At 71.1% G+C, this 25433-nt stretch carries 17 protein-coding genes; 13 read left to right on the forward strand and 4 right to left on the reverse strand.

Annotation, left to right across the window (positions count from 1 at the left end):
- The first annotated feature begins 96 nt into the window (after nt 1-96).
- From HUT18_RS27615 to HUT18_RS27635, 5 genes are all read left to right on the forward strand, one after another.
- Nucleotides 97-2028: an IucA/IucC family siderophore biosynthesis protein gene (locus HUT18_RS27615; RefSeq protein WP_176103238.1), complete on the forward strand. Its 1932-nt coding sequence runs from the start codon at nt 97-99 to the stop codon at nt 2026-2028.
- A gap of 109 nt (nt 2029-2137) precedes the next feature.
- The gene (locus HUT18_RS27620) at nt 2138-4174 is read left to right on the forward strand and encodes an ATP-dependent DNA helicase (protein WP_176103239.1); all 2037 of its coding nucleotides are present in this window, start codon (nt 2138-2140) and stop codon (nt 4172-4174) included.
- Nucleotides 4175-4376: 202 nt separating this feature from the next.
- Nucleotides 4377-5186, forward strand: coding sequence for a 3-hydroxybutyrate dehydrogenase (locus HUT18_RS27625; RefSeq protein WP_176103240.1), 810 nt, complete (start codon nt 4377-4379; stop codon nt 5184-5186).
- 75 nt (nt 5187-5261) lie between these two features.
- Nucleotides 5262-6671: an MFS transporter gene (locus tag HUT18_RS27630; RefSeq protein WP_176103241.1), complete on the forward strand. Its 1410-nt coding sequence runs from the start codon at nt 5262-5264 to the stop codon at nt 6669-6671.
- A 107-nt stretch (nt 6672-6778) separates the two neighbouring features.
- On the forward strand, nt 6779-8815 hold the full coding sequence (locus tag HUT18_RS27635) for a helix-turn-helix domain-containing protein (protein WP_254878839.1): 2037 nt from the start codon (nt 6779-6781) through the stop codon (nt 8813-8815).
- A gap of 107 nt (nt 8816-8922) precedes the next feature.
- Here the strand turns inward: HUT18_RS27635 and lexA are convergent, their stop codons facing one another.
- Entirely contained in the window at nt 8923-9717 is a 795-nt protein-coding gene (gene lexA, locus HUT18_RS27640) for a transcriptional repressor LexA (RefSeq protein ID WP_176103243.1), read from the reverse strand.
- Nucleotides 9718-10227: 510 nt separating this feature from the next.
- Between lexA and nrdR the strand changes: the two genes are divergently transcribed.
- The 5 genes from nrdR to HUT18_RS27665 all read left to right on the forward strand — a co-directional run bounded on the left by nrdR (nt 10228) and on the right by HUT18_RS27665 (nt 16469).
- A complete protein-coding gene (gene nrdR / locus HUT18_RS27645) occupies nt 10228-10776 on the forward strand; it encodes a transcriptional regulator NrdR (protein WP_176103244.1) in 549 nt (182 codons plus the stop codon).
- Nucleotides 10777-10937: 161 nt separating this feature from the next.
- Complete coding sequence (locus HUT18_RS27650) at nt 10938-13847, forward strand: vitamin B12-dependent ribonucleotide reductase (protein ID WP_176103245.1); 2910 nt, start codon at nt 10938-10940, stop codon at nt 13845-13847.
- 298 nt (nt 13848-14145) lie between these two features.
- Nucleotides 14146-14751 (forward strand): YdbC family protein, encoded by a 606-nt coding sequence (locus HUT18_RS27655; RefSeq protein ID WP_176103246.1) that lies wholly within the window; start codon nt 14146-14148, stop codon nt 14749-14751.
- A 107-nt stretch (nt 14752-14858) separates the two neighbouring features.
- The gene (locus HUT18_RS27660) at nt 14859-15554 is read left to right on the forward strand and encodes a histidine phosphatase family protein (RefSeq protein WP_176103247.1); all 696 of its coding nucleotides are present in this window, start codon (nt 14859-14861) and stop codon (nt 15552-15554) included.
- A 12-nt stretch (nt 15555-15566) separates the two neighbouring features.
- Nucleotides 15567-16469, forward strand: a complete 903-nt coding sequence (locus HUT18_RS27665) for an ADP-ribosylglycohydrolase family protein (RefSeq protein WP_176103248.1) — start codon at nt 15567-15569, stop codon at nt 16467-16469.
- A 61-nt stretch (nt 16470-16530) separates the two neighbouring features.
- On the opposite strand, the gene HUT18_RS27670 is transcribed toward HUT18_RS27665, so the two are convergent.
- Nucleotides 16531-18078, reverse strand: coding sequence for an MFS transporter (locus tag HUT18_RS27670; protein ID WP_176103249.1), 1548 nt, complete (start codon nt 18076-18078; stop codon nt 16531-16533).
- Between the two features lie 681 nt (nt 18079-18759).
- Between HUT18_RS27670 and HUT18_RS27675 the strand changes: the two genes are divergently transcribed.
- Together HUT18_RS27675 and HUT18_RS27680 are read left to right on the forward strand one after the other, a co-directional pair.
- Nucleotides 18760-19461, forward strand: coding sequence for a ribonuclease HII (locus tag HUT18_RS27675; protein WP_176103250.1), 702 nt, complete (start codon nt 18760-18762; stop codon nt 19459-19461).
- Nucleotides 19462-19542: 81 nt separating this feature from the next.
- Nucleotides 19543-20145 (forward strand): hypothetical protein, encoded by a 603-nt coding sequence (locus HUT18_RS27680; protein ID WP_176103251.1) that lies wholly within the window; start codon nt 19543-19545, stop codon nt 20143-20145.
- Nucleotides 20146-20391: 246 nt separating this feature from the next.
- Here HUT18_RS27680 and HUT18_RS27685 read toward each other — a convergent pair whose 3' ends face one another.
- Nucleotides 20392-20970: a hypothetical protein gene (locus tag HUT18_RS27685; protein ID WP_176104839.1), complete on the reverse strand. Its 579-nt coding sequence runs from the start codon at nt 20968-20970 to the stop codon at nt 20392-20394.
- Nucleotides 20971-21600: 630 nt separating this feature from the next.
- Entirely contained in the window at nt 21601-23760 is a 2160-nt protein-coding gene (locus tag HUT18_RS27690) for a RecQ family ATP-dependent DNA helicase (protein WP_176103252.1), read from the reverse strand.
- Nucleotides 23761-23894: 134 nt separating this feature from the next.
- Between HUT18_RS27690 and HUT18_RS27695 the strand changes: the two genes are divergently transcribed.
- On the forward strand, nt 23895-25334 hold the full coding sequence (locus HUT18_RS27695) for a DUF4192 domain-containing protein (protein WP_176103253.1): 1440 nt from the start codon (nt 23895-23897) through the stop codon (nt 25332-25334).
- Nucleotides 25335-25433: the final 99 nt, after the last annotated feature.

Consider the following 25433-nt stretch of genomic DNA (forward strand, 5'->3'; position numbering starts at 1 on the left):
CCGGAGCGGCCACGGAAACCAAGGGCCACAAGCCCGGCAGCAGATCCGGCACCAGACCCGACAACAGACCCGACAGGCAGTTGAAGGAGTCCCCCCATGTCCGACAGGTTCGACGCGATAGACCCCCAGGCATCCGACACCCTCCGCCCGCTGTACCGCCCGTCCGAGCTGAACTCCGCGTCCTGGCAACGGGCCGAACGCACACTCCTGGCGAAGACACTCGCCGAGTTCGCCTACGAGGAGATCCTGCGGCCACTGCCGCGCCCGCAGGACGGGACATCGGACGGACACCCGCCGACCCGGCCCGAACCAGACGGTGTCCTCGGGCAAGTTCAGACGTACGCGATCCAACTCGACGCTCCGGACAGCGAGTTGACCTTCCGCGCACGGCGCGGGTCATACGGCGGCTGGCAGGTGGACGCCTCGACGATCACGCTCACCGAGGCCGGACGCGCGCCCCGGCCGTTCGGTGAGGTGACCGGCTTCTTCACCCGGGCCCGGGCCACCCTCGGCCTGGACGGCACCACCCTCGGCCACGTCCTGCGCGAACTGACCCGCACCCTCGCCGCCGACGCCCGGCTCGGCGAGAGCGCCCCGACCGCCGCCGCACTCGCCGACCTCGGCTACGCCGCACTCGAAGGACACCAGACCGGCCACCCCTGGCTCGTCCTGAACAAGGGCCGACTCGGGCTCTCCGCCGCCGACTTGGCGCAGTGGGCCCCCGAGGCGCGCCGCCCGCAACCCCTGCCGTGGATCGCCGTGCACACCCGGCTCGCCACCTATCGCGGCGTCGCCGGACTCGACACCGCCGAAGCCCTGTACGCCGCCGAACTCGCCCCGGACGTACGGCAGTTCTTCGCCAACGCGCTGCGAGCGCGCGGTCTGGACCCGGGGGAGTACCTGCTGCTGCCGGTGCACCCCTGGCAGTGGGACGAGATCGTGCTCCCGCTGTTCGCGCCCTGGGTCGCCACCGACGAGATCGTGCCGCTCGGCACCGACGCCGACCTGCGCCTGCCGCAGCAGTCCGTGCGCACCTTCCTGAACATCAGCCGCCCCGACCGTCTCACCGTCAAGCTTCCGCTGTCGGTCCTGAACACCCTGGTCTGGCGCGGACTGCCCACCGAACGCACTCTGGCCGCGCCCGCCGTGACGGCCTGGGTGCAGCACCTGCGCGACGCCGACCCCTTCCTCGCCGAGGAGTGCCGCGTCGTCCTGCTCGGCGAGGTCGCCTCGGTCACCGTTCCGCACCCGGTGTACGACACCCTGGACGGCCGGGACGGTCAGGGCGGCGAGGACGGCCGGGCGGCGGTCCCGTACCAGTACCGCGAACTGCTCGGCGCGATCTGGCGCGAACCCCTCACCGGACGGCTCGACCCGGGGGAGCGGCCGCGCACCCTCGCCGCGCTGCTGCACACCGACCCGCACGGCCGCGCCCTCACCGCCGAACTCGTCGCCCGCTCGGGACTGGCCCCGCGCACCTGGCTGCGGCACCTCTTCGCCGCGCTGCTGCCCGCACTGCTGCACTTCCTGTACCGCTACGGCACGGTGTTCTCCCCGCACGGTGAGAACACCGTCGTGATCTTCGACGCCGAGGACGTTCCGGTGCGGCTCGCCGTCAAGGACTTCGTCGACGACGTGAACGTGAGCGCCGAGCCGGTGCCGGAGCAGGCGGCGATGCCCGAGGAGGTGCGCCGGATCCTGCTCACCGAGCCGCCCGCCTTCCTCACCCAGTTCATCCACTCCGGGCTCTTCGTCGGCGTCTTCCGCTATCTCGCGCCCCTGTGCGAGGCGCAGCTCGACGTTCCCGAGGCGGAGTTCTGGCAGCTCGTACGGGCCGAGATCGTGCGCTACCAGGAGCGCTTCCCCGAGCTGAAGGAGCGCTACGAGACCTTCGACCTGCTCACCGAGCGCATCGAGCGGCTGTGCCTGAACCGCAACCGGCTGCACCTGGACGGCTACCGCGACCGGGGCGAGCGCCCGCACGCCGCCGTGCACGGCACGGTGCCGAACCCGCTGTACCGCGCCTGACCCGCGCCGACCCGACCCGACCGGGCCTGACCGGGGCCGACCGGACCTGACCGGATTCGCGCTCGTGGGGAGGGGAGTGTCAGTGGGGCGACGTAGGGTGGTCCGCGCTATGACGTCCTCGCGCCCCACACTCCCCGATCTCCTGCACGCCGCCGTGGAAGCGGTCGGCGGCAGCGAACGCCCCGGCCAGGTGACCATGGCCGAAGCCGTCGGCAGTGCCATCGACGACGGCAGCCATCTGCTCATCCAGGCGGGCACGGGCACCGGAAAGTCCCTCGGCTATCTGGTGCCCGCGCTCGCGCACGGCGAGCCGGTGGTGGTGGCCACGGCGACGCTCGCGCTCCAGCGCCAGCTCGTCCAGCGCGACCTGCCGCGCACCGTCGACGCCCTGCATCCGCTGCTGCGCCGCAGACCCGAGTTCGCGATGCTCAAGGGCCGCTCGAACTATCTGTGCCTGCACCGGCTGCACGAAGGCATGCCGCAGGACGAGGACGAAGGGCTCTTCGACCAGTTCGAGGCGGCCGCCCCGACCAGCAAACTCGGCCAGGACCTGCTCCGGCTGCGCGACTGGTCCGACGAGACCGAGACCGGCGACCGCGACGACCTGACCCCCGGTGTCTCCGACCGGGCCTGGTCCCAGGTCTCGGTCTCCTCCCGCGAGTGCCTGGGCGCGAGCCGCTGCGCGTACGGCGCCGAGTGCTTCGCCGAGAACGCCCGCGAGCGGGCCAAGCTCTCCGAGGTGATCGTCACCAACCACGCCCTGCTCGCCATCGACGCCATCGAGGGCGCGCCGGTGCTGCCCGAACACGGCGTACTGATCGTGGACGAGGCGCACGAACTCGTCTCCCGGGTGACCGGCGTGGCCACCGGCGAACTCACCCCCGGCCAGGTCAACAGGGCGGTCCGGCGCGCGGCCAAGCTCGTCGACGAGAAGATCGCCGACCAGATGCAGACGGCCGCCGAGGGCTTCGAGCGGCTGATGGAACTGGCCCTGCCCGGCCGCCTGGAGGAGATCCCGGAGGACCTCGCGTACGCGATGCTCGCCCTGCGCGACGCCGCCCGCAACGTCGTCTCCGCGCTCGGCAGGACCCGCGACAAGTCGGTCCAGGACGAGGACGCCGTCCGCAAGATGGCGCTCGCCTCCATGGAGTCGGTCCACGACGTCGCGGAGCGCATCACGCACGGCTCCGAGTACGACGTGGTCTGGTACGAACGCCACGACCGCTTCGGCGCCTCGCTCAAGGTCGCGCCGATGTCCGTCTCCGGCCTGCTGCGCGAGAAGCTGTTCGCCGACCGCTCCGTCGTCCTCACCTCGGCCACCCTCAAGCTGGGCGGCGACTTCAACGGCGTGGGCGCCTCGCTCGGCCTCGCCCCCGAGGGGACGAAGCCGCCCGCGGACGAGGAGGACAAGGCGCACCCGGTGTGGCGCGGCGTCGACGTCGGCTCGCCCTTCGACTACCGCAGGCAGGGCATCCTCTACGTCGCCTCGCATCTGGCCCGCCCGGCCCGCGACGGCGACCGCCACGACATGCTCGACGAGCTGACCGAACTGATCCAGGCGGCCGGCGGGCGCACCCTCGGACTGTTCTCCTCGATGCGCGCGGCCCAGCTCGCGGCGGAGGAACTGCGGTCCAGGATCCCCGAGTTCCCGATCCTGCTCCAGGGCGAGGAGACCCTCGGCGAGCTGATCAAGAACTTCGCCGCCGACGACCCCACCTGTCTGTTCGGGACGCTCTCCCTGTGGCAGGGCGTCGATGTCCCCGGCCCCGGCTGCCAGTTGGTGGTCATGGACAAGATCCCCTTCCCGCGCCCGGACGACCCGCTGATGAGCGCCCGGCAGAAGGCGGTCGAGGAGGCGGGCGGCAACGGCTTCATGGCGGTCGCGGCCACCCACGCCGCCCTGCTGATGGCCCAGGGCGCGGGCCGTCTGGTCCGTGCCTCCGGCGACCGGGGCGTGGTCGCGGTCCTCGACCCCCGGCTCGCCACCGCCCGCTACGGCAGCTATCTGCGCGCCTCGATGCCGGACTTCTGGTACACGAACGACCGCAACCAGGTCCGCAAGTCGCTGGCGGCGATCGACGCGAAGGCCAAGGCCAAGGCCGGGGACGGGGCCGAGGACGCAGCCGGGGACTCAGCCGGGGAGTGAACACCCGCTCGCCGCAGGGGAGTTGACCGGTTTCGGGGACGTCGGCGCACCGGGCGGCGGCAGGGCGCTCTTCCCGCCTGCCGCCCGCTGCCGAACCAGGCGAGCCCGCCCTCGGGTATGGCACGGCACCCCATGAAGTGGGCGCCGACTGTGGTGCCCGGCCCCATGTCCGGCGGCGGGCCGGCTTCCTACGGTGGCGGCCATGGACAGCACCCATGACGCCAGTCACGGGCGGCCGGGCGAACCCCTCGCCGGGCCGCCCGACGCCGCCCCGCTCGCCGGTCGTTCGGTACTGATCACAGGCGCGGCCGGGGGCATCGGCCGGGCCTGTGCGCGGGCCTTCGCCGCCGCCGGTGCCGAGGTTCACCTCACCGACCGCGCGGCCGAGGCGGCAAGGGCACTCGCCGAGGAGACCGGCGGTGTCGCCTACCCCGTCGAACTGGCCGATCCCGGCGCGGCGGAGGAGCTTCCCGCGGACGTCGACATCGTTCTCAACAACGCGGGCTTCCAGCACATCGCTCCCGTGCACGAGTTCCCGCCCGAGCAATTCACCCTGATCCAGCGGGTGATGGTGGAGGCACCCTTCCGCATCCTGCGCCGGACCCTGCCGCACATGTACGCCCGCGGCTGGGGCCGGGTGGTCAACATCTCCTCCGTGCACGGCCTGCGCGCCAGCCCCTTCAAGTGCGCCTATGTGGCCGCCAAGCACGCCCTGGAGGGGCTCAGCAAGGTGGTCGCCCTGGAAGGTGCGGGCCGCGGGGTCACCAGCAACTGCCTGAGCCCCGGCTACGTCCGTACCCCGCTGGTCACCGCACAGATCGCCGACCAGGCCCGGGCGCACGGCATCAGCGAGTCACGGGTCCTGGACGAGGTGCTGCTCGACCGCACCGCGGTCAAACGCCTCGTCGAACCCGAGGAGGTCGCGGCGGCGGCCCTGTGGCTGTGCGGACCGCACAGCGACTCCCTCACCGGTATGTCCCTCCCCCTGGACGGCGGTTGGACCGCCCGCTGACCCCGCGCACCCCCCCGCTCCGCTCACCCGCCCCCCACGCAACCCGTCCCCGCACCCCTTCGAGGAGGGCGCCCCATGCCCACACCATCCGCCGAGGCCGGACCCCCGGGCGCCGCACCGCCCGGCCCACGCGCCCTGCACAAGGTCGTGGCCGCGAGCCTGATCGGCACGACCGTGGAGTGGTACGACTACTTCCTCTACGGCTCGGCCGCCGCCCTTGTCTTCGGCAAGGTCTTCTTCCCCGAGTCCGACCCGCTCACCGGCACCCTGCTGTCCTTCCTGACCTACGCGATCGGCTTCGCCGCCAGACCGCTCGGCGCCCTGGTCTTCGGCCACTACGGGGACCGCGTCGGCCGCAAGAAACTCCTGGTGGTCAGCCTGCTCATGATGGGCGGGGCCACCACGCTGATCGGCTGTGTACCCGGCTACGCGAGTATCGGAGTCGCCGCGCCGGTCCTGCTGACCTTGCTGCGCCTGGTGCAGGGATTCGCGCTGGGCGGCGAGTGGGGCGGCGCGGTGCTGCTCGTCTCCGAACACGGCGACGCCCGGCGGCGCGGCTTCTGGGCCTCCTGGCCGCAGAGCGGCGCACCCGCCGGGAACCTGCTCGCCGTCGGCGTCCTGTCGCTGATGACCACGCTGCTCAGCGACGAGGCGTTCACCGCATGGGGCTGGCGCATCCCCTTCCTGCTCTCCGCCGTCCTGGTCGGCGTCGGGATGTGGATCCGGCTCGCGGTCGACGAATCACCGCTGTTCAAGGAGGCCCTGGCACGCGCCGAGGCCCGCAAGGCCGAGCAGGGTGCGGCCGCCGAACAGCCGCCGGTGCTCGCCGTGATCCGGCACCACTGGCGCGACATCCTGGTCGCCATGGGCGCCCGGATGTCCGAGAACATCTCGTACTACGTCATCACCACCTTCGTCCTCGCCTACTGCGTCGACCACCTCGATCTGGACAAACAGACCGCGCTGAACGCCGTACTCATCGGCTCCGCCGTGCAGTTCCTCCTCATCCCCGTCTTCGGGGCGCTGTCCGACCGGATCGGACGCAAGCCCGTGTACCTGGCGGGAGCCGTCGGCGTCGGCGCCTGGACCTGGCCCTTCTTCGAGCTCGTGGACACCCGGTCCTTCCCGGCGCTGGTCCTCGCGGTGACCGTCGGCCTGGTCTTCCACAGCGCGATGTACGCCCCCCAGGCGGCCTTCTTCTCCGAGCTCTTCGCGACCCGGATGCGCTACTCGGGGGCCTCACTCGGCGCCCAGTTCTCCTCGGTGGCCGCCGGAGCCCCCGCCCCGCTGATCGCCACGGCCCTGCTCGCCTCGTACGGCGATGCCACACCCGTGTCCGTCTACATGACCCTGGCCGCCCTGCTCACCATCGTCGCGGTACTCGCCGCCCGGGAGACCCGCGGCCGGGACCTCGCCCGTATCGAGGAGGGCGGGCGCGACGACGCCCGCACCAGCCGCGGGAAGAAGGCCGTCAGGTCCGGATGAGCCCGGATCAGCCGGATCAGCCGGGATGAGCTTGCGCCGAGGGAGATCCGGGGGCCTGTTCCCACGGGTCCCCTCGGCCGGGCGCCTCTGACACGATGGCCCGCACCATGCCCGAAGAGCCCGCATCCGCAGCCGCCGCCGGTGCCGCCCGCGCGCCCGGGCGGCAGTCCGAACTCCTCGCCCTCCTGGAACTCCTCGAACGGGACGCCCCGGCCGAGGAGTTCGGCGCGCTCACCGCCCGGGCGCGCGCCCAGGGCGCGGGCGCGGCGGACCTGGACACCCTGGAGCGGGCCACCGCCGCCGCCCTGCGCATCCGCAGCACCCTGCACCAGCACCGCCGCCGCGAGACCGAACTGGCCGCGCTGTTCGACACCGCGGGCGACCTCGCCGCCCTGCGCGAACTGGACGCGGTCCTCAGATCCATCGTGCGCAGGGCCCGCACCCTGCTCGGCACCGACACCGCCTACCTCACGCTCCCCGACACCGAGGCCGGGGACACCTACATGCGGGTGACCGACGGCAGCATCTCGCCGGTCTTCCAGAACCTGCGCCTCGAACTCGGCGAGGGCCTCGGCGGCCTGGTCGCCCAGACCGCACGCCCCTATGCCACCCCCGACTACCCGACCGACCGGCGGTTCCGGCACACCCGGGGCATCGACACGGGCGTACGGGACGAGGGTCTGGTCGCGATCCTCGGCGTGCCGCTGCTGCTCGGCTCCGGGACGGGGGAGACGACGGACGCGGCGGACACGACCGGCGCGGACGGCGGCGGCAAGGTCATCGGGGTGCTCTTCGCCGCCGACCGTTCGCCGCGCTCGTTCAGCCCCGACGAGGTGGCCCTGCTGTGCTCGCTCGCCGCCCACGCCGCGATCGCCATCGACACGGCGGGCGCCATGGAACACGCCCGCACGGCCCTGAACGAACTCGCCGAGGCCAACGCCCTGGTACGCGAGCACGCCCAGGCCGTCCAGCGCGCGGAGCAGGCGCACGACCGGCTCAGCCAACTGGTGCTCGGCGGCGGCGATGTGACCGATGTGGCCACCGCGCTCGCCTCGCTGTTCCAGGGCGCGATCACCGTCCACGACCCCGAGGGCCGGACCCTGGCGGCGGTGGCCGGGGCGGGTCCGAGCCGCCGCGACCTGGCGGCCGCGCCCGCGCCCAGGGCGGCGGCCGAGGAGTCACGGGCGGCGGGCCGGGCCGTGCACCGCGACGGGCGCTGGGTGTGCGCGGTCCTCGCCGGACAGGAGCCGCTGGGCTCACTGGTGCTGCACGGCCGCGACCGGCTCGGCGACCCCGACCGGCGGCTGTTCGAGCGGGCGGCGGTGGTGACGGCCCTGCTCCTGCTGCTGCGCCGCTCGGTCGCCGAGACCGAGAACCGGGTCCGGGGCGAACTGATCACCGACCTGCTCGCCGCTCCCGGCCGCGACCCGGCGGGCCTCGTCGCCCGCGGCCACCGGCTCGGCCTGGACCTGACCCGTCCGTACCTGGTCCTGGTGGCCGAGGCCCCCGACGACTGCCGCGGAAAGCTGGCCGCGGTGGCACCGCGGTACCTCTTCGGCGGCGCCGGCGCGGCGGCCGAACACCGGCAGTGCGTCGTGCTGTTGGTGCCCTCGGACGGCGCGGACGCCGGGCGCGCGGCCAAGGCGGCTGCAGCGGATCTCTCGTACCGGCTCGGGGCGCCGGTCACCGTCGCGGCAGCGGGGCCCGCGTCCGGTCCGGGCGCGCTCGCGGTGGCGCACGCCGAGGCGGTGCGCTGTCTGCGCGCCCTGCACATCCTCGGCCGGACCGGCGACGGCGCCTGCACGGCCGAACTCGGCTTCCTCGGCGTACTGCTGGGGGACGGCCACGATGTGGACGGCTTCGTGGAGAGCGCCCTCGGGCCGTTGCTCGCCTACGACAGCAGACGCGGTACGGACCTCGTACGCACCCTGCGCGCGTACTTCGCCTGCGGCGGCAGCCTCACGCGCAGCAAGGAGGTGTTGCACGTCCATGTGAACACGGTCGTCCAGCGGCTGGACCGGATCGGGGCGCTGCTCGGCGGTGACTGGAACACCCCCGAGCGGGCGCTGGAACTCCAGCTCGCGCTGCGGCTGCTCGACCTGACCGGGCGCGGCGGCGGGAACCCAACGGCCGGGCCGGACTGAGCTGGGCCCCGAGCACCCGGCGCGGTCACAACCAACCCCGGAACCGGCGCAGTTGGTCCCGGGGTCGGACAGGGGGTCCGGGCCTGCCGCCCGGACCGGGGGAGCGCTCAGACGCGGCGCAGCACCGCGACCACCTTGCCGAGGATGGTGGCCTCGTCACCGGGAATCGGCTGGTACGCGGAGTTGTGCGGGAGCAGCCAGACATGGCCGTCCTCGCGCTTGAAGCGCTTGACGGTGGCCTCGCCGTCCAGCATGGCCGCCACGATGTCGCCGTTCTCCGCGACCGGCTGGCGGCGCACCGTCACCCAGTCCCCGTCGCAGATCGCCGCCTCGATCATCGAGTCGCCGACGACCTTGAGCACGAACAGCTCGCCGTCACCGACCAGTTGGCGGGGCAGCGGGAAGACGTCCTCGACGGATTCCTCGGCGAGGATCGGTCCACCGGCGGCGATCCGGCCCACCAGCGGTACGTACGAGGCGGCGGGTTTGCCCGAGGTGTCGGTGGGCTGCACACTCGGGGTGTCCGAGCCCCGGACCTCGTAGGCGCGCGGCCGGTGCGGGTCGCGGCGCAGGAAGCCCTTGCGCTCCAGGGCCATCAGCTGGTGCGCCACCGAGGACGTGCTGGACAGACCGACCGCCTGGCCGATCTCCCGCATGGACGGCGGGTACCCGCGGCGCTGCACGGAGTCCCGGATCACCTCGATCACCCGGCGCTGGCGGTCCGTGAGCCCCGAACTGTCCGCCCTGATTCCGGGTGGCCTGCCGGGCAGGGAGCGTGCGGGACGTGGGGGGTCCGGATTTACGGATGCGTCATTCGCGGAGTTCACAGCATGCACCGGCTCGAGTCGGCCCTGGGAACGCTCCTGGGCAGTGAAAGTTGCACTGTCGGCGGTCGTGGTCACGTCGGCCCCTCTCGAGATCTTCTCCCTAATTGGACAACGGTAGTTGCTTTCGAAAGGTTGCGCCAAACACACGTTCGAGTGAAAAAGCGCAGATTACGTGACGTGATCAAGGGTTCGGGTGTAATGAGCGGCCCTCGGATGCGGACACCGATCCCCCGTGGGCTACGCTGCTCCGCCGTGACCGGGTCCTCGGCCGGGGCAAGTCTGCCATCCCCCGGAGCCCGCGAAGGTCACCGCCCCCTGCGCCGCGCGCGCCTTCGGATCGCCCTGCGAGGTCGCCCCGTGACCCCGTGTGCCCGCGCGCGCCAACTCCCCTGCCGCGACACGCGATAGGGTCGAAAATCGCAAGCCGACACCAGATCTAGTGGTTGGATTGCGTCAGCAGCCCAGAAGTTGTGGTGCCTGGTCCAGAAGGGTCCCCGGCATCGCCTATGCTTGGGGCTGCTTCCGCGGGGCCTCAACGGCCTTGCGGTGTCATGGATTCGTGCGGAAGAAGGAGTGTCGGGAAACATGCACTGCCCCTTCTGCAGACACCCCGACAGTCGTGTGGTCGACAGCCGGACAACCGACGACGGAACGTCGATCCGGCGCCGACGTCAGTGTCCGGGCTGCTCGCGCCGCTTCACGACCGTCGAGACGTGTTCACTGATAGTGATCAAGCGCAGTGGGGTCACCGAACCCTTCAGTCGCACCAAGGTCATCAACGGTGTGCGCAAGGCCTGCCAGGGCCGGCCCGTCACCGAGGACGCGCTCGCCCAGCTCGGTCAGCGCGTCGAGGAGGCCGTACGTGCCACCGGCAGCGCCGAGCTGACCACCCACGACGTCGGGCTGGCCATACTCGGTCCGCTGCGCGAACTCGACCTCGTCGCCTATCTGCGGTTCGCGTCCGTCTATCGGGCGTTCGACTCGCTCGAGGACTTCGAGGCCGCCATCGTCGAACTGCGGGAGGGGCTCGGCTTGCCGGACCCGGCCGCCGCTGCCGGACGGGTACCTGACGTGTCCGGCGAGGGGCAGGGAGTGACGCCGGGCGTCCCCCTGCCCACGGCCGCCGCCGACTGAACCCCGGCGGGCCGCCCGCCGGGGCGGCCGCAGGGGGTGGTCGGTGGCGCAGGAAGGTTTTGCTGGGGGGCGGCTGTGCGGCTCCCCGGTATCGGAACAGCAATGTGTTGCGGGAAGAACGCGGCATTTCAGGGCGTTATCGCCCGGTACAGGGAGGCGGCATGACAGAGACGGCGAGCGGTCCGGCACGAGGTTCCCGGGCCAAGAATGCGAAGGCCGGCAAGGGACTGCGTGTGGAGCGCGTGCACACGACCCCCGGAGTGCACCCGTACGACGAGGTGACCTGGGAGCGTCGTGACGTCGTCATGACCAACTGGCGCGACGGCTCGGTCAACTTCGAGCAGCGTGGCGTCGAGTTCCCCGACTTCTGGTCGGTGAACGCGGTCAACATCGTCACCAGCAAGTACTTCCGCGGCGCCGTCGGCACCCCGCAGCGCGAGACCGGTCTGAAGCAGCTGATCGACCGAATCGTGAAGACCTACCGGAAGGCCGGCGAGGACCACAGGTACTTCGCCTCCCCCGAGGACGCGGAGATCTTCGAGCACGAGCTGGCCCACGCCCTCCTGCACCAGATCTTCAGCTTCAACTCCCCGGTCTGGTTCAACGTCGGCACCCCTCAGCCACAGCAGGTCTCGGCCTGCTTCATCCTGGCCGTCGACGACTCCATGGAGTCGATCCTCGACTGGTACAAGGAAGAGGGAATGATCTTCAAGGGCGGTTCGGGCGCCGGCCTGAACCTGTCCCGCATCCGCTCCTCGAAGGAACTCCTCTCCTCCGGCGGCAACGCCTCGGGACCGGTCTCCTTCATGCGCGGCGCCGACGCCTCCGCCGGCACCATCAAGTCGGGCGGCGCCACCCGCCGGGCCGCCAAGATGGTCATCCTGGACGTCGACCACCCGGACGTCGAGGACTTCATCCAGACCAAGGTCAAGGAAGAGGAGAAGATCCGCGCCCTGCGCGACGCGGGCTTCGACATGGACCTCGGTGGCGACGACATCACCTCCGTCCAGTACCAGAACGCCAACAACTCGGTCCGTGTGAACGACGAGTTCATGAAGGCGGTCGAGACGGGCGGCAAGTTCGGCCTGCGTGCCCGGATGACCGGCGAGGTCATCGAAGAGGTCGACGCCAAGTCCCTCTTCCGCAAGATGGCCGAGGCCGCCTGGGCCTGCGCCGACCCCGGCATCCAGTACGACGACACCATCAACCACTGGCACACCTGCCCGGAGTCCGGCCGTATCAACGGCTCGAACCCCTGCAGCGAGTACATGCACCTGGACAACACGTCCTGCAACCTGGCCTCGCTGAACCTCATGAAGTTCCTCAAGGACGACGGCCTGGGCAACCAGTCCTTCGAGGTCGAGCGCTTCGCCAAGGTCGTCGAGCTGGTCATCACGGCGATGGACATCTCCATCTGCTTCGCCGACTTCCCGACCCAGAAGATCGGCGAGAACACCCGCGCCTTCCGCCAGCTCGGCATCGGCTACGCCAACCTGGGCGCCCTGCTCATGGCCACCGGCCACGCCTACGACTCCGACGGCGGCCGTGCGCTGGCCGGTGCCATCACCTCCCTGATGACCGGTACCTCGTACAAGCGCTCCGCCGAACTCGCCGCCGTGGTGGGCCCGTACGACGGTTACGCGCGCAACGCCGCGCCGCACAACCGCGTCATGAAGCAGCACGCCGACGCCAACGCCACCGCCGTACGCATGGACGACCTGGACACTCCGGTGTGGGCCGCCGCGACGGAGGCCTGGCAGGACGTGATCCGGCTCGGCGAGAAGAACGGCTTCCGCAACTCCCAGGCTTCGGTGATCGCCCCGACCGGCACCATCGGTCTGGCGATGTCCTGCGACACCACCGGCCTCGAACCGGACCTCGCCCTGGTCAAGTTCAAGAAGCTGGTCGGCGGCGGCTCGATGCAGATCGTCAACGGCACCGTCCCGCAGGCACTGCGCCGCCTCGGCTACCAGGAGGAGCAGGTCGAAGCGATCGTCGCCCACATCGCCGACCACGGCAACGTGATCGACGCCCCCGGCCTCAAGCCCCGGCACTACGAGGTCTTCGACTGCGCGATGGGCGAGCGCTCCATCTCCGCCATGGGCCATGTGCGGATGATGGCGGCGATCCAGCCCTGGATCTCCGGCGCCCTGTCCAAGACGGTCAACCTCCCCGAGACGGCGACCGTCGAGGACGTGGAGGAGGTCTACTTCGAGGCCTGGCGGATGGGCGTCAAGGCGCTCGCGATCTACCGCGACAACTGCAAGGTCGGCCAGCCGCTCTCGGCGAAGAAGAAGGACGTCACCGAGGAGCAGAAGGCCGAGATCGCGGAGAAGGCCGAGGAGGCCATCCGCAGCGCGGTCGAGAAGGTCGTCGAGTACCGCCCGGTCCGCAAGCGCCTGCCCAAGGGACGTCCCGGCATCACCACCTCCTTCACGGTGGGCGGCGCCGAGGGCTACATGACCGCCAACTCCTACCCGGACGACGGCCTGGGCGAGGTCTTCCTGAAGATGTCCAAGCAGGGTTCGACCCTCGCGGGCATGATGGACGCCTTCTCCATCGCGGTGTCGGTGGGCCTGCAGTACGGCGTCCCGCTGGAGACCTACGTCTCGAAGTTCACCAACATGCGCTTCGAACCGGCCGGAATGACAGACGACCCGGACGTGCGGATGGCCCAGTCGATCGTCGACTACATCTTCCGCCGCCTCGCGCTGGACTTCCTGCCGTTCGAGACCCGCTCCGCCCTCGGCATCCACTCCGCCGAGGAGCGCCAGCGCCACCTGGAGACCGGTTCGTACGAGCCCTCGTACGACGACTCCGTGGAGGTCGACGTGGAGGGCCTCGCCCAGTCCGCGCCGCGGCACACCGAGTCGCTGAAGGCGGTCGAGAACACCGGCACGAAGGCGGCCACGCCCGCCCCGCAGCAGGCCCACACCAGCGCCGAACTGGTCGAGATGCAGCTCGGCATCCAGGCCGACGCCCCGCTGTGCTTCTCCTGCGGAACGAAGATGCAGCGCGCGGGCTCGTGCTACATCTGCGAGGGGTGCGGGTCCACCAGCGGGTGCAGCTGACATAGGGCACCGATCAGGGGCAACTGACCTCGTAGGGGCGGTGGAACCGGGTTCTTCCCGGCTCCACCGCCTTTTGCGTGCGAGCGAACGATCCCGGAGCCGGGGGCGCGGAAGTTCGTCCGCGCTGCGCGAACTGCCCCAACTGCCCCTGGAGCTAAGCGGAACCGATTCTCCCCGTACGGGAACGGGGTCGTGCGCATCTGCCCGTATGGCCGGGCCAGTGCCCCAACTGCCTTGCCCGGCCTGGAGTCGACGGGAGCATGACCATCACCACACTCGGTGGCCGTACGATGGCGCGGTGCTGGTCAAGTGGATTCGCTGCACCGTCGTCGACCGCAAGGGCTTTGAACGAGGGCAGCGAAAATGGGCGGGGCTCCCGGGCGAGCCGGGCTTCCGCGGGCAGGGCGGGGGCTGGAGCAGGGGCAGGGCGGGTGTGGCGCACCTGTTCTCCTTCTGGGAGAGCCGCGCCTTCTACGACTCCTTCATGGCCAGGTCGCACACCCGGCTCGCGGCCGCGCAAGTGGGCACCTTCAAGGAACCGCAGATCAAGCTGTTCGAGCACCGCTTCGACGTGAAGACCGGTTTCGAACCGCGTTTCACGGACGCCGACCTGCTGCGCTTCGCCCACTGCCGGGTGCACGAGGAACGCGCCGAACACTTCTCCCTGATGCAGGAGAAGGTGTGGAACCCGGCGATGGCGGGCTCGCCCGGCATGGTCCGCGGCCTCTTCGCGGAGGCGCCCGGCACCGAGTTCCTCGTCCTGTCCATGTGGCAGTCGGAGGCCGAGCACGGCAAGTACCGCCGCGAGCGCATCGAACGCCTCTCGCTGCGCGCCCAGACCACGGCCGACATCGCCGCCATAGACGGCGACCTCGTGGACCTCGAACCCTCCTGGTGCGTCTGAGCCTGGCCTCGGCCCGGCTCCCGCCGCGCGCATGTCCGCACGTGCTCGCCGCCCGCCGTCACACCACGGGCGCACAACCGTCACCCGGGCGATCTAGGGTTTGTGCCATGGCACGCCCACGACGCATCGTCCTTGTCCGGCACGGCGAGTCCCAGGGCAACGTCGACGACACCGTGTACGAACGGGAGCCGGACCACGCCCTCGCGCTGACCGAGCGAGGTCTCGCACAGGCGCGAGCCACCGGGGCGCGGCTGCGCGAGCTCTTCGGTGACGAACGGGTCAGCGTGTACGTATCGCCGTACCGCCGTACCCACGACACGCTCGGCGCCTTCGACCTCGACCCGGAACGGGTCCGCATCCGCGAGGAGCCGCGGCTGCGCGAGCAGGACTGGGGGAACTGGCAGGACCGCGAGGACGTCCGCCTCCAGAAGGCCTACCGTGACGCCTACGGTCACTTCTTCTACCGCTTCGCCCAGGGCGAGTCCGGCGCCGACGTCTACGACCGCGTCGGCTCCTTCCTGGAGAGCCTGCACCGCAGCTTCGAGGCCGAGGACAGCCCGCCCAACGTCCTGCTCGTCACCCACGGACTGACCATGCGGCTGTTCTGCATGCGGTGGTTCCACTGGTCGGTCGCCGAGTTCGAATCGCTCGCCAACCCGGGAAACGGCGAGATGCGTGTCCTGGAGCGGGGCGAGGACGGCCGCTACACCCTGGACAAGCCCTTCGAGCGGTGGCGCGAACCGGAGCCGTACGGCGCCACCGGCCAGCCGCCGGGAAAGCCCGCGGGATGGCCCGCCGGATAAGCTGGCCGCAATATGACAAACCCTTGTCCCGCTGAAGCCCGGCGCCTGGAGCGCGCCCTGGCCAGTCTGCGCGGTCTCGCCGTCGGCGACGCGCTCGGTTCGCAGTTCTTCGTTCCCGACAACTACCCTCTCCTCGCCCGCCGCGAGCTGCCGTACGGCCTGTGGCAGTGGACCGACGACACCGAAATGGCCTGCTCGGTCGTCGCCGTGCTGGCCGCACACCACCGCATCGACCAGGATGCCCTGGCCCGGTCCTTCGCCGTGCACCACGACTTCGACCGCGGCTACGGCCCCGCGGTCAACCGGCTGCTCCGGCTCGTCCGCGAGGGCGGCGACTGGCGGGAGCTGGCCGCCGCGCTCTTCAACGGCCAGGGCTCCTGGGGCAACGGCGCCGCCATGCGGATCGCCCCGCTCGGCGCCTGGTACGCGGACGATCCCCAGCAGGCCACCCATCAGGCCGAGATCTCCGCCTACCCCACGCACCAGCACCGCGAGGCGGTCGTCGGCTCCATGGCCGTCGCCGCCGCGGCCGCCCTGGCCGCGGCCCCGGGCGGCCCGCCCGCCGGGGAGCAGCTGCTCGACGACGTCGTCGCGCTGCTGCCGCGCAGCGCCGTCACCGCCGGACTGCGGCGCGCCCGCGACATGCTCGACTACGACGACACCACGACGGTGGCCGCGGTCCTCGGCTGCGGACGGCGCACCAGCGCCCACGACACCGTGCCCTTCGCCCTGTGGGCGGCGGCGCGCAACCTCGGCGCGTACGACACGGCCTTCTGGGCGACCGCGCAGGCGGGCGGCGACGTGGACACCAACTGCGCGATCGTCGGCGGCATCGTGGCCGCCGGAGGGGCGGCACCGCCCGCGGAGTGGCTGGAGCGGACCGAGGAACTGCCGGACTGGCTGACCGTCGCCTGAGGACGTCGCGGAAGCGGTGGCGGGGCGGGCGCCCGGCGGGCCCTGGTTCCCCCACCACCTCTCAGGCGCCGCCGGGACCGGCGGCGCCCGAGAGCGCGTCGAGGTCGCTGCGGCGGACCTTGACCACGAACAGGGACACCAGCAGCGCCAGCACCGCCATCGCCACCGCCGGGAGGAACGCGGTCGCGATGCCCTGCGCGAGGACCTCGTGGCTCCAGGGCGGCGGAAGCTCGTGGGTCTTCGCGAACGCGGCCTTCTGTGCGGGGGTCGCCGTCGCGAGGAAGTCGCGTACCTGTTCCTTTGCCTCGTCACGGCTGGCCGTGCCGAAGACCGTGGTCAGGATGGAAAGACCGAGCGAACCGCCCACCTGCTGGGTCGCGTTGAGCAGTCCGGAGGCCGCGCCCGCTTCGTGCGGGGCGACGCCGGAGACCGCCGTCAGGGTCAGCGTCACGAAGTTCATGCCCATGCCCAGGCCGAACACCAGCATCGGGCCGAGTACCCCGTCCACGTACGAGCTGTCCACGCTGACGAAGCTCTGCCAGGCCAGCCCGGCCGCGGCGAGCGCCGAGCCGATCGCGATGAACGGCTTGGGCCCGAACCTCGGCAGGAACTGCTGTGCCAGACCCGAACCCACGACGATGGCCGCGGTCACCGGCAGGAAGGCGAAGCCGGAGCGGATCGGCGAGTAGCCGAGCACGTTCTGCACGAACAGCACGATGAAGAAGAACATGCCGAGCAGCGCCGCGGCGAGGCTGAGCATGATCACGTACGTGGCGGAGCGGTTGCGGTCCGCGAACATCCGCAGCGGTGTGATGGGCTCCTTGGCCCTGGCCTCGATGACCGCGAAGAGCAGCAGCAGTACGACGGCGGCGGCGAAAGAGCCGAGCGTGATCCCGTCCCGCCAGCCGTCCTCGGAGGCGCGGATGAAGCCGTAGACCAGGGAGGCCATGCCCAGCGTGGAGGTCAGTGCGCCCGCGATGTCGAACCTGCCCGGGTGGCGTTCGGACTCGTCGATGTACAGCGGCGTCACCAGGGCGATCAGCAGCCCGATCGGCACATTGACGAAGAGCACCCAACGCCAGTCGAGCCACTGGACGAGCATGCCGCCCGCGAGCAGGCCGACCGCACCACCGCCCGCGGACACCGCCGCGAAGACCCCGAACGCCCGGTTGCGTTCCGGGCCTTCGGGAAACGTCGTGGTCACCAGTGCCAGCGAGGTGGGCGAGGCGATCGCGCCGCCGACGCCCTGCACCGCGCGTGCGGCGAGCAACTGCCAGGGCTCCTGGGCGAATCCGCCGAGCAGCGAGGCCAGCGTGAAGAGCAGGATGCCCGCGATGAACACACGCCTGCGGCCGAGGATGTCACCGGCCCGTCCGCCCAGCAGCAACAGACCGCCGAAGGTCAGTGTGTAGGCGCTGACCACCCAGGTCAGGTCCGTGGTGGAGAAGTTCAGAGCCGTCTGGATGTGAGGCAGCGCGATGTTCACGATGGTCACATCGAGCACCACCATCAGCTGGCATGCCGCGATGACGGTGAGCGCGATACCGGGATGTTTGCCCCGCCGGGCCGCGCCTGGCTTCTGATCCTGTTTCAGCCGAGAAGTTGTCACTGAACGTCACCCACAAGTCTTTATCGAACGTAGATGCGCCGTTTCGCTCAGGCGGCATTCACTGTCAGTGAACGCAACTGCTCAACGGTTTCTGCTCTTTGTGTGCCTGTCGGCGTGTCCTTGGGCGGGCGGGGGTTGGACGGGGAGGGGTGGGGGTGGACTGTGGTTCGGGGTGTTCGGGTTCGGTCGGCTCTGGGGTCGACGGGGTGTGGCCGTGGTTGCGGGAGTGTCCGGTTGATCGTTTGCGGCCGCTTGTTCGCTGGGCACCCGGCCTGGGTTCGGAAGATGGGCTTCCGTTGACCGATGCCGGGGGAGCGGGTCGTGTCCCGTCTCGGGTCGAGTCACTGGTCGCGGATCACGTTCGAGGCGGGGTGATGGTCCCGAACCGGTGGGTCGTGGCTGGTGGTGCGCTTGGCGCGTGGGGTGCGTTCGTCCGTCGCCAACTCGCGGCGGGGCACGGCAGTTGAGCCCCCGGAATGCCGCGACGAGGTGCTGGCTCCCCAAGAAGTGTCGCGCAGATGTGTACGCAAGTTAAGGGTGCGGGAAGTGCCGGTGGCCGCGCGGTGAGCCGCGACCGCGAGCGCCTTCCCGCGTGCGCCGACTCCTTTACGAGGGACGGGGTGTCGTTTACGGGGGACGGGGTGTCGGCGGCGGATCACCACGTCGTACCCTGGAGGTGCCATGCCGTACCAACCTCCCACCCACACCGTCGAGCGCTCGATCCGAGCCACCACGGGCGCCAAGGTCGTCGCCGGTATCGATGAAGTGGGGCGAGGCGCCTGGGCGGGGCCCGTCACCGTCTGCGCGGCGATCACCGGACTGCGTCGGCCCCCCGAGGGCCTGACCGACTCCAAACTCCTCACGCCCAAACGCCGTGACGAACTCGCGGTGGTGCTCGGGAAGTGGGTGACCGCCCACTCCTTGGGTCACGCCTCGCACGAGGAGATCGACGCCATGGGGATGACGGCGGCCCTGCGCCTCGCCGCCACCCGTGCCCTCGACGGGCTGCCGGTGCGACCCGAGGCCGTCATCCTCGACGGCAAGCACGACTACCTCGGAGCGCCCTGGCAGGTACGGACGGTGATCAAGGGTGACCAGTCCTGCGTCGCTGTCGCCGCGGCCTCGGTCATCGCGAAGGTCCGCCGCGACAAAATGATGGCCGAACTCGGCGCCGACCATGCAGACTTCTGCTTCGCGGCCAACGCCGGCTACCCCTCGCCGGTGCACAAGGCCGCGCTGCTGGAACGGGGCCCCACCCCGTACCACCGTCTCACCTGGGCGTATCTTGATGCGCTGCCCCAGTGGCGGCATCTCAGGAAGCCGCGCCTGTGGGCGGACGAAGCGATTCCGGAGATCGAGGGCCAACTCGGCTTCGACTTCTGATTCCTGGCGTCCGTACGCAAGTCCCGACTCAACCGCCACCCGCCGACGCGAGTCGCAACGGCGTTTGATAAATATCAGCCCATGCCTCTCCTTCCCGAGGAGCCTCAGATTCACGAGAGTGCCCAGGGTCCCCGCGCCACCCCGGCCAGCAGCCGTACCGCGCCGACCCCTCGTCCCGTACCCGGCCCCCGTCCCGCTCGACCCGGCCGGCCCGGACCCGTACGTCCGTCCGCACCCGCTCAGCGCACGCCGCGTGAGCAGCAGACGGCGCCCTCCGGTGCAGCGGCCGGTGCGACGCCCCAGATCCAGCTCATCCCCGCCTCCGTCGAGGGTGCGCTGGACGCCGCCGAAGAAGCCGTCGACCTGCTGCTGGACTCCGGCCGCGCCCCCGGCGAGATCCTGGTGATCACCACCGGAGATCCCCACCCTTGGGCCGCCCACGAACTGTCCTTCGGCGAGACCGCCTACTGGGCCCAGCACGACGCCGGTGACGACGTCTTCCACGCCCAGTCCACCACCGCCGCACGTGCGACCACCCGCTCCGTCGTGGTCGTCGCCCTCAACGGCGGCACGGACGAGGCGGCGGCGAGCACCCTGCCGCTCGCCCTCGGCAAGGCGGGCTCCCTGCTGATCGTGTGCGGTGACCCGCAGCGCATCAACTCCATTCTCGGAGCGGGTGTCTGAGCCGTGCCATGTGGCACGGCTCAGGCCCGCCCCTGGGCCTGAGCCCTGACGCTCGGCCTGGGGCGACGCTGCCTGTCCGATGCCGTCGCCCGCGCTCGACCCGTTGAGCCGGGCGTCGTCCGGAGGAGCGGTCGACCCGGGCCCGCGTCGCGGCAGGGGCCAATTGCCGAACGGACCAACGGAGCGTCGCCTTGAGCGTTCCGCTCGGTGGGTCGGGCGTCAGCGCGACCGTCGATGCGTCGGATGTCAGCGTGCCGCCGCGCGCCGCATGGGTGCGGAGATCCCTCCGCCAGGGCGGAGGCACGGCACGTTGTCCGACAGTTCGGCGAGCGGTGTCGGCGACACCCCGGTGCGTGGACTGCGCCCGGAGCGCCCCTCACCCTCGACCCGCCACCCCTCCTGGGTGAGGACGATGTACGCCCCGCAGCGGAGGCCGTGCAAGGTACAGGCGTCCCGCAGCCCCCACATCCAAGCGCCGTCCTCTGCCGTCCACCGGTTGTCGCCGTCACGGCAGTAGAGCAGCACCGCCGTACGCGCCGGGGCGCGGCGACGCAGATCGTGCGGGATGACGCGTCGCAACTGGGCCAGCAGCGCGTTCCGGAACGCCCAACCGTCCGAGGCCGACGCCCGCTCGAACGAGGCGCTTGCCCGCAGCCGCTCCTCGGCGTCGAACACCGCGACCACCGCGGTGGCCGGGGCCGGATAGTGCCTGCCGTACAGTCCAGTGACGACCTGGCGAGGGTCGCGCAGCAGGGGCACTCCCGCGGCGGCCCACTCGTCCGGTTCGAGCAAGCGGCCGGGATCGGCTCTACGGGCGAAGTGCAGCGGCCCGCTGCGACGGGCGCCGCGGTCCGGCTCTCGCGGGGGCTGCGCGAATCCGAAGGTCACCATTCTCCCTTCGGACGCTCGCCCGCCGCGGTGGCAGGAGGGAACACGGGGGCACGCCACGTCAACCCGATTCCATACCCGGGTCGCGTAGAGGCAACGTCAATTCTTCCTTCCGTTCAGGTTCGCGGCAACGAGTAATTGGAGCCACTGCCTCGATTCCTCGTTGTTGGTCGATATCTCCCCTTCGTTCCGGGAGAGAAGGGGTGGGTGGGGCGGGAGCGGACGGAGGCGGCGGGCGGGGGGATGGGCCGTTGTACGGGGCGGGCGGGCGAAGTGGTGCGGCACCCTCGCCCGCGGTCTGCTCGGTACCGCTGCCGTACGGCGGTGGCGGCGGTGACTTCGATGGCAGCGGCGATGGTGAGGGTGACGGCAGTGGCGATGGTGACTGCAGTGTGCGGGCCGCCCGGCGCGGCGAGGCCCCTTCGCGCGCCGCAGCGTGATCATCCTGAGCCCGTCTTCACTTCCGGCGTCCATACTCGGCCTCTCCGACTCCTCTCCTCCACGCCTCAGTTGGTCCCCATCCCGTTGGGTCTTCCTCCCACGCCGCCCTGTTCCGCCTTCCCTGCCTCACCCCTGCACCGCGAGTACCAGCGGCAGCACCCCCTTCGCGCCTGCCCTGCGCAGCAACCGGGCGGCCATGGCCAAGGTCCAGCCCGTTTCGGTGAAGTCGTCGACGAGCAGAACCGGCCCTTGGGCACTTGCCAGTGCGCTGTTCAGGTCGGTTGGGAGAGCCAACGCGCTGTCGAGTGCCCGCAGCCGCTGGGCGCTGTTGCTCCGGGAGGCGAGGAGTTCCTCACCTCCCGGCTGATACGTCAGCGAGCCCAGCATCGGCAGACGCCCGACCTCGGCGATCCGTGCGGCGAGGGACGAGATCAGCGCGGGGCGCGAGGCCGAGGCCATGGCCACGACGCCGACCGGGCGCGGTGGTGCCTCAGCGGTTCCGGACGCCCAGCCACCCGGCCCTTTGGCCCAGTCGGCGAGTACGTCGACGACGGCGCCCGCCACATCGTCCGGTACCGGTCCGTCGGATGCCTGGCCGGTCAGCAAGGGCCGGAGCCGGTTGCCCCAGCCGATGTCCGAAAGGCGGCCCAGCGCCCGCCCGACCTCCGCCTGCTCGCCTGCCGGAATCCGGCCCTTGAGATCGATACCGACCGCTGAGAGCCCGGTCGGCCACATCTTCCTGGGCTCCACTTCCACCCCGGCCCGGACCAGTTCTCCCTTGGCCGTGCCGAGCGCCGCAGCCGATACGGCACTGTCGAAGCGCGGTCCGGAGCAGTTGTCGCACCGGCCGCAGGGCTCGGCCTCCTCGTCGTCGAGCTGCCTGCGCAGGAACTCCATGCGGCAGGTGTCGGTGCGCGCGTACTCCCGCATGGCCTTCTGCTCGGCGTCCCGCTGTCGTGCGACCCAGGCGTAGCGTTCGGCGTCGTACGCCCAGGGCTCACCCGTGCTCGTCCAGCCGCCCTTCACCCGGCGCACCGCTCCGTCCACGTCGAGCACTTTGAGCATGGTCTCCAGCCGGGAGCGGCGGAGCTCCACCAAGGGTTCCAGCGCGGGCAGCGACATCGGGCGGCCCGCGGCGGCGAGCGTGTCCAAGGTGTGCCGTACCTGCGTCTCCGGTGGGAAGGCCAGCGAGGCGAAGTACTGCCAGATCGCCTCGTCCTCCTGCCCCGGCAGCAGCAACACCTCCGCATGCTCCACACCGCGCCCGGCCCTGCCCACCTGCTGGTAGTACGCGATGGGGGAGGAGGGGGAACCCAGGTGCACTACGAAGCCCAGATCGGGTTTGTCGAATCCCATGCCGAGAGCGGACGTGGCGACCAGTGCCTTGACGCGATTGCCCAACAGGTCGTCCTCGGCCTGCTGACGGTCGGCGTTCTCCGTCCGGCCCGTATAGGAGGTGACGATGTGCCCCTGCTGCCGGAGGTAGGCCGAGACCTCCTCCGCCGCGGCGACCGTCAGTGTGTAGATGATCCCGGAACCTGGGAGCCGACCGAGGTTCTCGGCGAGCCAGGCGAGACGGTGCGCCGCATCCGGAAGCCGCAGCACTCCGAGGCTGAGACTCTCCCTGTCCAACGGGCCCCGCAGCACCAGGGCGTCCGAGGAGGATCCGGTGCCGAGCTGCTCGGCCACGTCCGCCGTGACACGCGCGTTCGCCGTGGCGGTGGTCGCGAGGACCGGTACGCCGGGCGGCAGGTCGGCGAGCATGGTCCGCAGGCGCCGGTAGTCGGGCCGGAAGTCGTGCCCCCAGTCGGAGATGCAGTGCGCCTCGTCCACCACGAGCAGACCCGTCGCCGAGGACAGCTTGGGCAGTACCTGGTCCCGGAAGTCCGGGTTGTTGAGGCGTTCCGGACTGACCAGGAGGACGTCCACCGCCCCCTCGGCCACTTCGGACTGGATCTGCTCCCACTCCTCCGTGTTCGCCGAGTTGATCGTGCGCGCGTGGATCCCGGCCCGTGCCGCGGCCTCCACCTGGTTGCGCATCAGGGCAAGTAGCGGTGACACGATCACGGTCGGTCCGCTGCCGCGCGCCCGCAGCAGGGCGGTTGCCACGAAGTAGACCGCGGACTTGCCCCATCCCGTGCGCTGCACGACGAGCGCCCGGCGCCCGTGGGCGACCAGCGCCTCGACGGCGAGCCACTGGTCCTCGCGCAGCCTGGCGCCGCCCGTCGGATCGCCGACGAGCCGGGCCAGGACGGCGTCGGCTGTTGTTCGCAGGTCTTCGCTCATGCCCCCATGCAACCCGATCGGTCGGACATCCGGCGACCGCGCCCGCGATCCTGTGGACAACTCCTGGCATGCCCCTGACCTGAGTTGTCCACAGGCCCCCACGGGTTTTCCCGAATCGGGCCATCGTGTGCCGCATGACCAATCACCACGAGGCAGAAGCCTTCGACACATCCGGAAACACCGCCGACCGGTACGCGAAGTCCTCCGGCCCGGCCCAAGAACAGAAGCCGATCACGCTGCGCTCCGCGGCCGAACTGGCCGATGCCCTCCCGTATTTGCTCGGGTACCGGCCCGGAGACAGCATCGTGCTGGCCGCCATCCACGCCGATGGCGGGCACGGAACCTTTGGCGGGCGCGCGAGGCTCGCCATCCCCGCCCGCGCGGAGGAGTGGCCGACGATCGCCCGCAAGACCGCCGAGTCCCTCATCGACGGGATCGAACGCCGACGCGGCAAGCCCGACGGAATGATCGTCTACCTCTCCCAGGAACCGCGAGGAGGGGAGAGTGGCCGCGAGGTCATGGAACGGCTCCGGCCACTGGCCCAGACGCTCCGGACCTCCTGCGGCGCTCTCGACGTCCCTGTGGTGGAGGCCCTGTGCCTCTCCGGAGGGAGGCTCTGGTCGTACTGCTGCCCCGGGCGCGGGTGCTGCCCGCCCGAGGGTGTCCCGATGGGAGTGCCGGGCACCTCCGTTCTCGCAGCTGCCGCAACCTTCGCGGGCATCCAGGTACGGGGTTCCCTCGAGGATCTCCACGCCCGGCTCACCCCATGGCGGACGGAGGGTGGGGAAATGGCCCCTCGCGCCGCGGAACAGGAACGGGAACTCGACGCCGCGTGCACCGCGCTCGTGCCCCGGATGCTCGGCGAGACCGAACGGTCGACGGTGGCCGAGGACACCCTTGACCTGGCCCGACACCTGACCGCGCGCCTGGCCGAGGCGCCGCCCTCGACCGGGGAGCCGGCCTCCGACCGACGTGACGACGGCCTGGTCGCCAACGACGAGGCAGCGGCGTTGATCCTCGGTCTGCAGGACCGGGACACCCGGGACCGGGCCGCGGAGTGGATGGAAGGGGACGAGGCGCGCCAAGCCTTGCGGCTCTGGCGAGCGCTGGCCCGGCGCTGTGTCGGGCGATATGGCGAACACGCTGCCGCGCCCCTGACGCTCGCGGGCTGGGTCGCATGGTCGCTCGGCGACGAGCTGGAGGCCCGCGAAGCTCTCGCCATGGCCCTGGCGGCAGACCCTCAGTACACCTTCGCCATGCTTCTGCACCGCGCGTGCAACGAGGGGGTCGAGCCGGAGGCGGTCCGGAAATGTCTCCGACAGTGCAGGGCGGACCGGGAGGCGGCGCGGACGAGGAGCAGTGGCACAGAGAGGAAGACTGAGGTCCCCGGGACGGGAAACCCGGCATCGCTCGCCGAGCGACGTATCAAGCCACTGCCCCGCCGCCCCTCCACGCCGCCGAAGCAGGCGCCCCACCACGCGAAGCCGGTGACGGGACGCCCGCCGAAGTACGGTCCGCGTGTCCCGTCCCAGAGCCGCCGAGTCGGCAGGCGCGGCGCGAGGAACAGCCGGTGACCACCGCAGCCGGGCAGTCTCGTGCACGGGTGGCTGCCGCACAGTACGGGGGCGTTCGCGGCAGCCGTCCGGCAGTGGTTCCAACTTCCGCCGATGCGC

The sequence above is a fragment of the Streptomyces sp. NA04227 genome, from assembly GCF_013364195.1.
Lineage (GTDB): Bacteria > Actinomycetota > Actinomycetes > Streptomycetales > Streptomycetaceae > Streptomyces.

What these genes read in the sequence shown, in the direction of transcription:
- HUT18_RS27690 (WP_176103252.1), bottom strand. Translation starts at nt 23,760, where the DNA reads ATGAGCGAAGACCTGCGAACAACAGCCGACGCCGTCCTGGCCCGGCTC.
- HUT18_RS27675 (WP_176103250.1), top strand. Translation starts at nt 18,760, where the DNA reads ATGCCGTACCAACCTCCCACCCACACCGTCGAGCGCTCGATCCGAGCC.
- HUT18_RS27615 (WP_176103238.1), top strand. Translation starts at nt 97, where the DNA reads ATGTCCGACAGGTTCGACGCGATAGACCCCCAGGCATCCGACACCCTC.
- HUT18_RS27660 (WP_176103247.1), top strand. Translation starts at nt 14,859, where the DNA reads ATGGCACGCCCACGACGCATCGTCCTTGTCCGGCACGGCGAGTCCCAG.
- HUT18_RS27625 (WP_176103240.1), top strand. Translation starts at nt 4,377, where the DNA reads ATGGACAGCACCCATGACGCCAGTCACGGGCGGCCGGGCGAACCCCTC.
- HUT18_RS27620 (WP_176103239.1), top strand. Translation starts at nt 2,138, where the DNA reads ATGACGTCCTCGCGCCCCACACTCCCCGATCTCCTGCACGCCGCCGTG.
- HUT18_RS27665 (WP_176103248.1), top strand. Translation starts at nt 15,567, where the DNA reads ATGACAAACCCTTGTCCCGCTGAAGCCCGGCGCCTGGAGCGCGCCCTG.
- HUT18_RS27695 (WP_176103253.1), top strand. Translation starts at nt 23,895, where the DNA reads ATGACCAATCACCACGAGGCAGAAGCCTTCGACACATCCGGAAACACC.
- HUT18_RS27680 (WP_176103251.1), top strand. Translation starts at nt 19,543, where the DNA reads ATGCCTCTCCTTCCCGAGGAGCCTCAGATTCACGAGAGTGCCCAGGGT.
- HUT18_RS27635 (WP_254878839.1), top strand. Translation starts at nt 6,779, where the DNA reads ATGCCCGAAGAGCCCGCATCCGCAGCCGCCGCCGGTGCCGCCCGCGCG.
- HUT18_RS27650 (WP_176103245.1), top strand. Translation starts at nt 10,938, where the DNA reads ATGACAGAGACGGCGAGCGGTCCGGCACGAGGTTCCCGGGCCAAGAAT.
- nrdR (WP_176103244.1), top strand. Translation starts at nt 10,228, where the DNA reads ATGCACTGCCCCTTCTGCAGACACCCCGACAGTCGTGTGGTCGACAGC.
- HUT18_RS27630 (WP_176103241.1), top strand. Translation starts at nt 5,262, where the DNA reads ATGCCCACACCATCCGCCGAGGCCGGACCCCCGGGCGCCGCACCGCCC.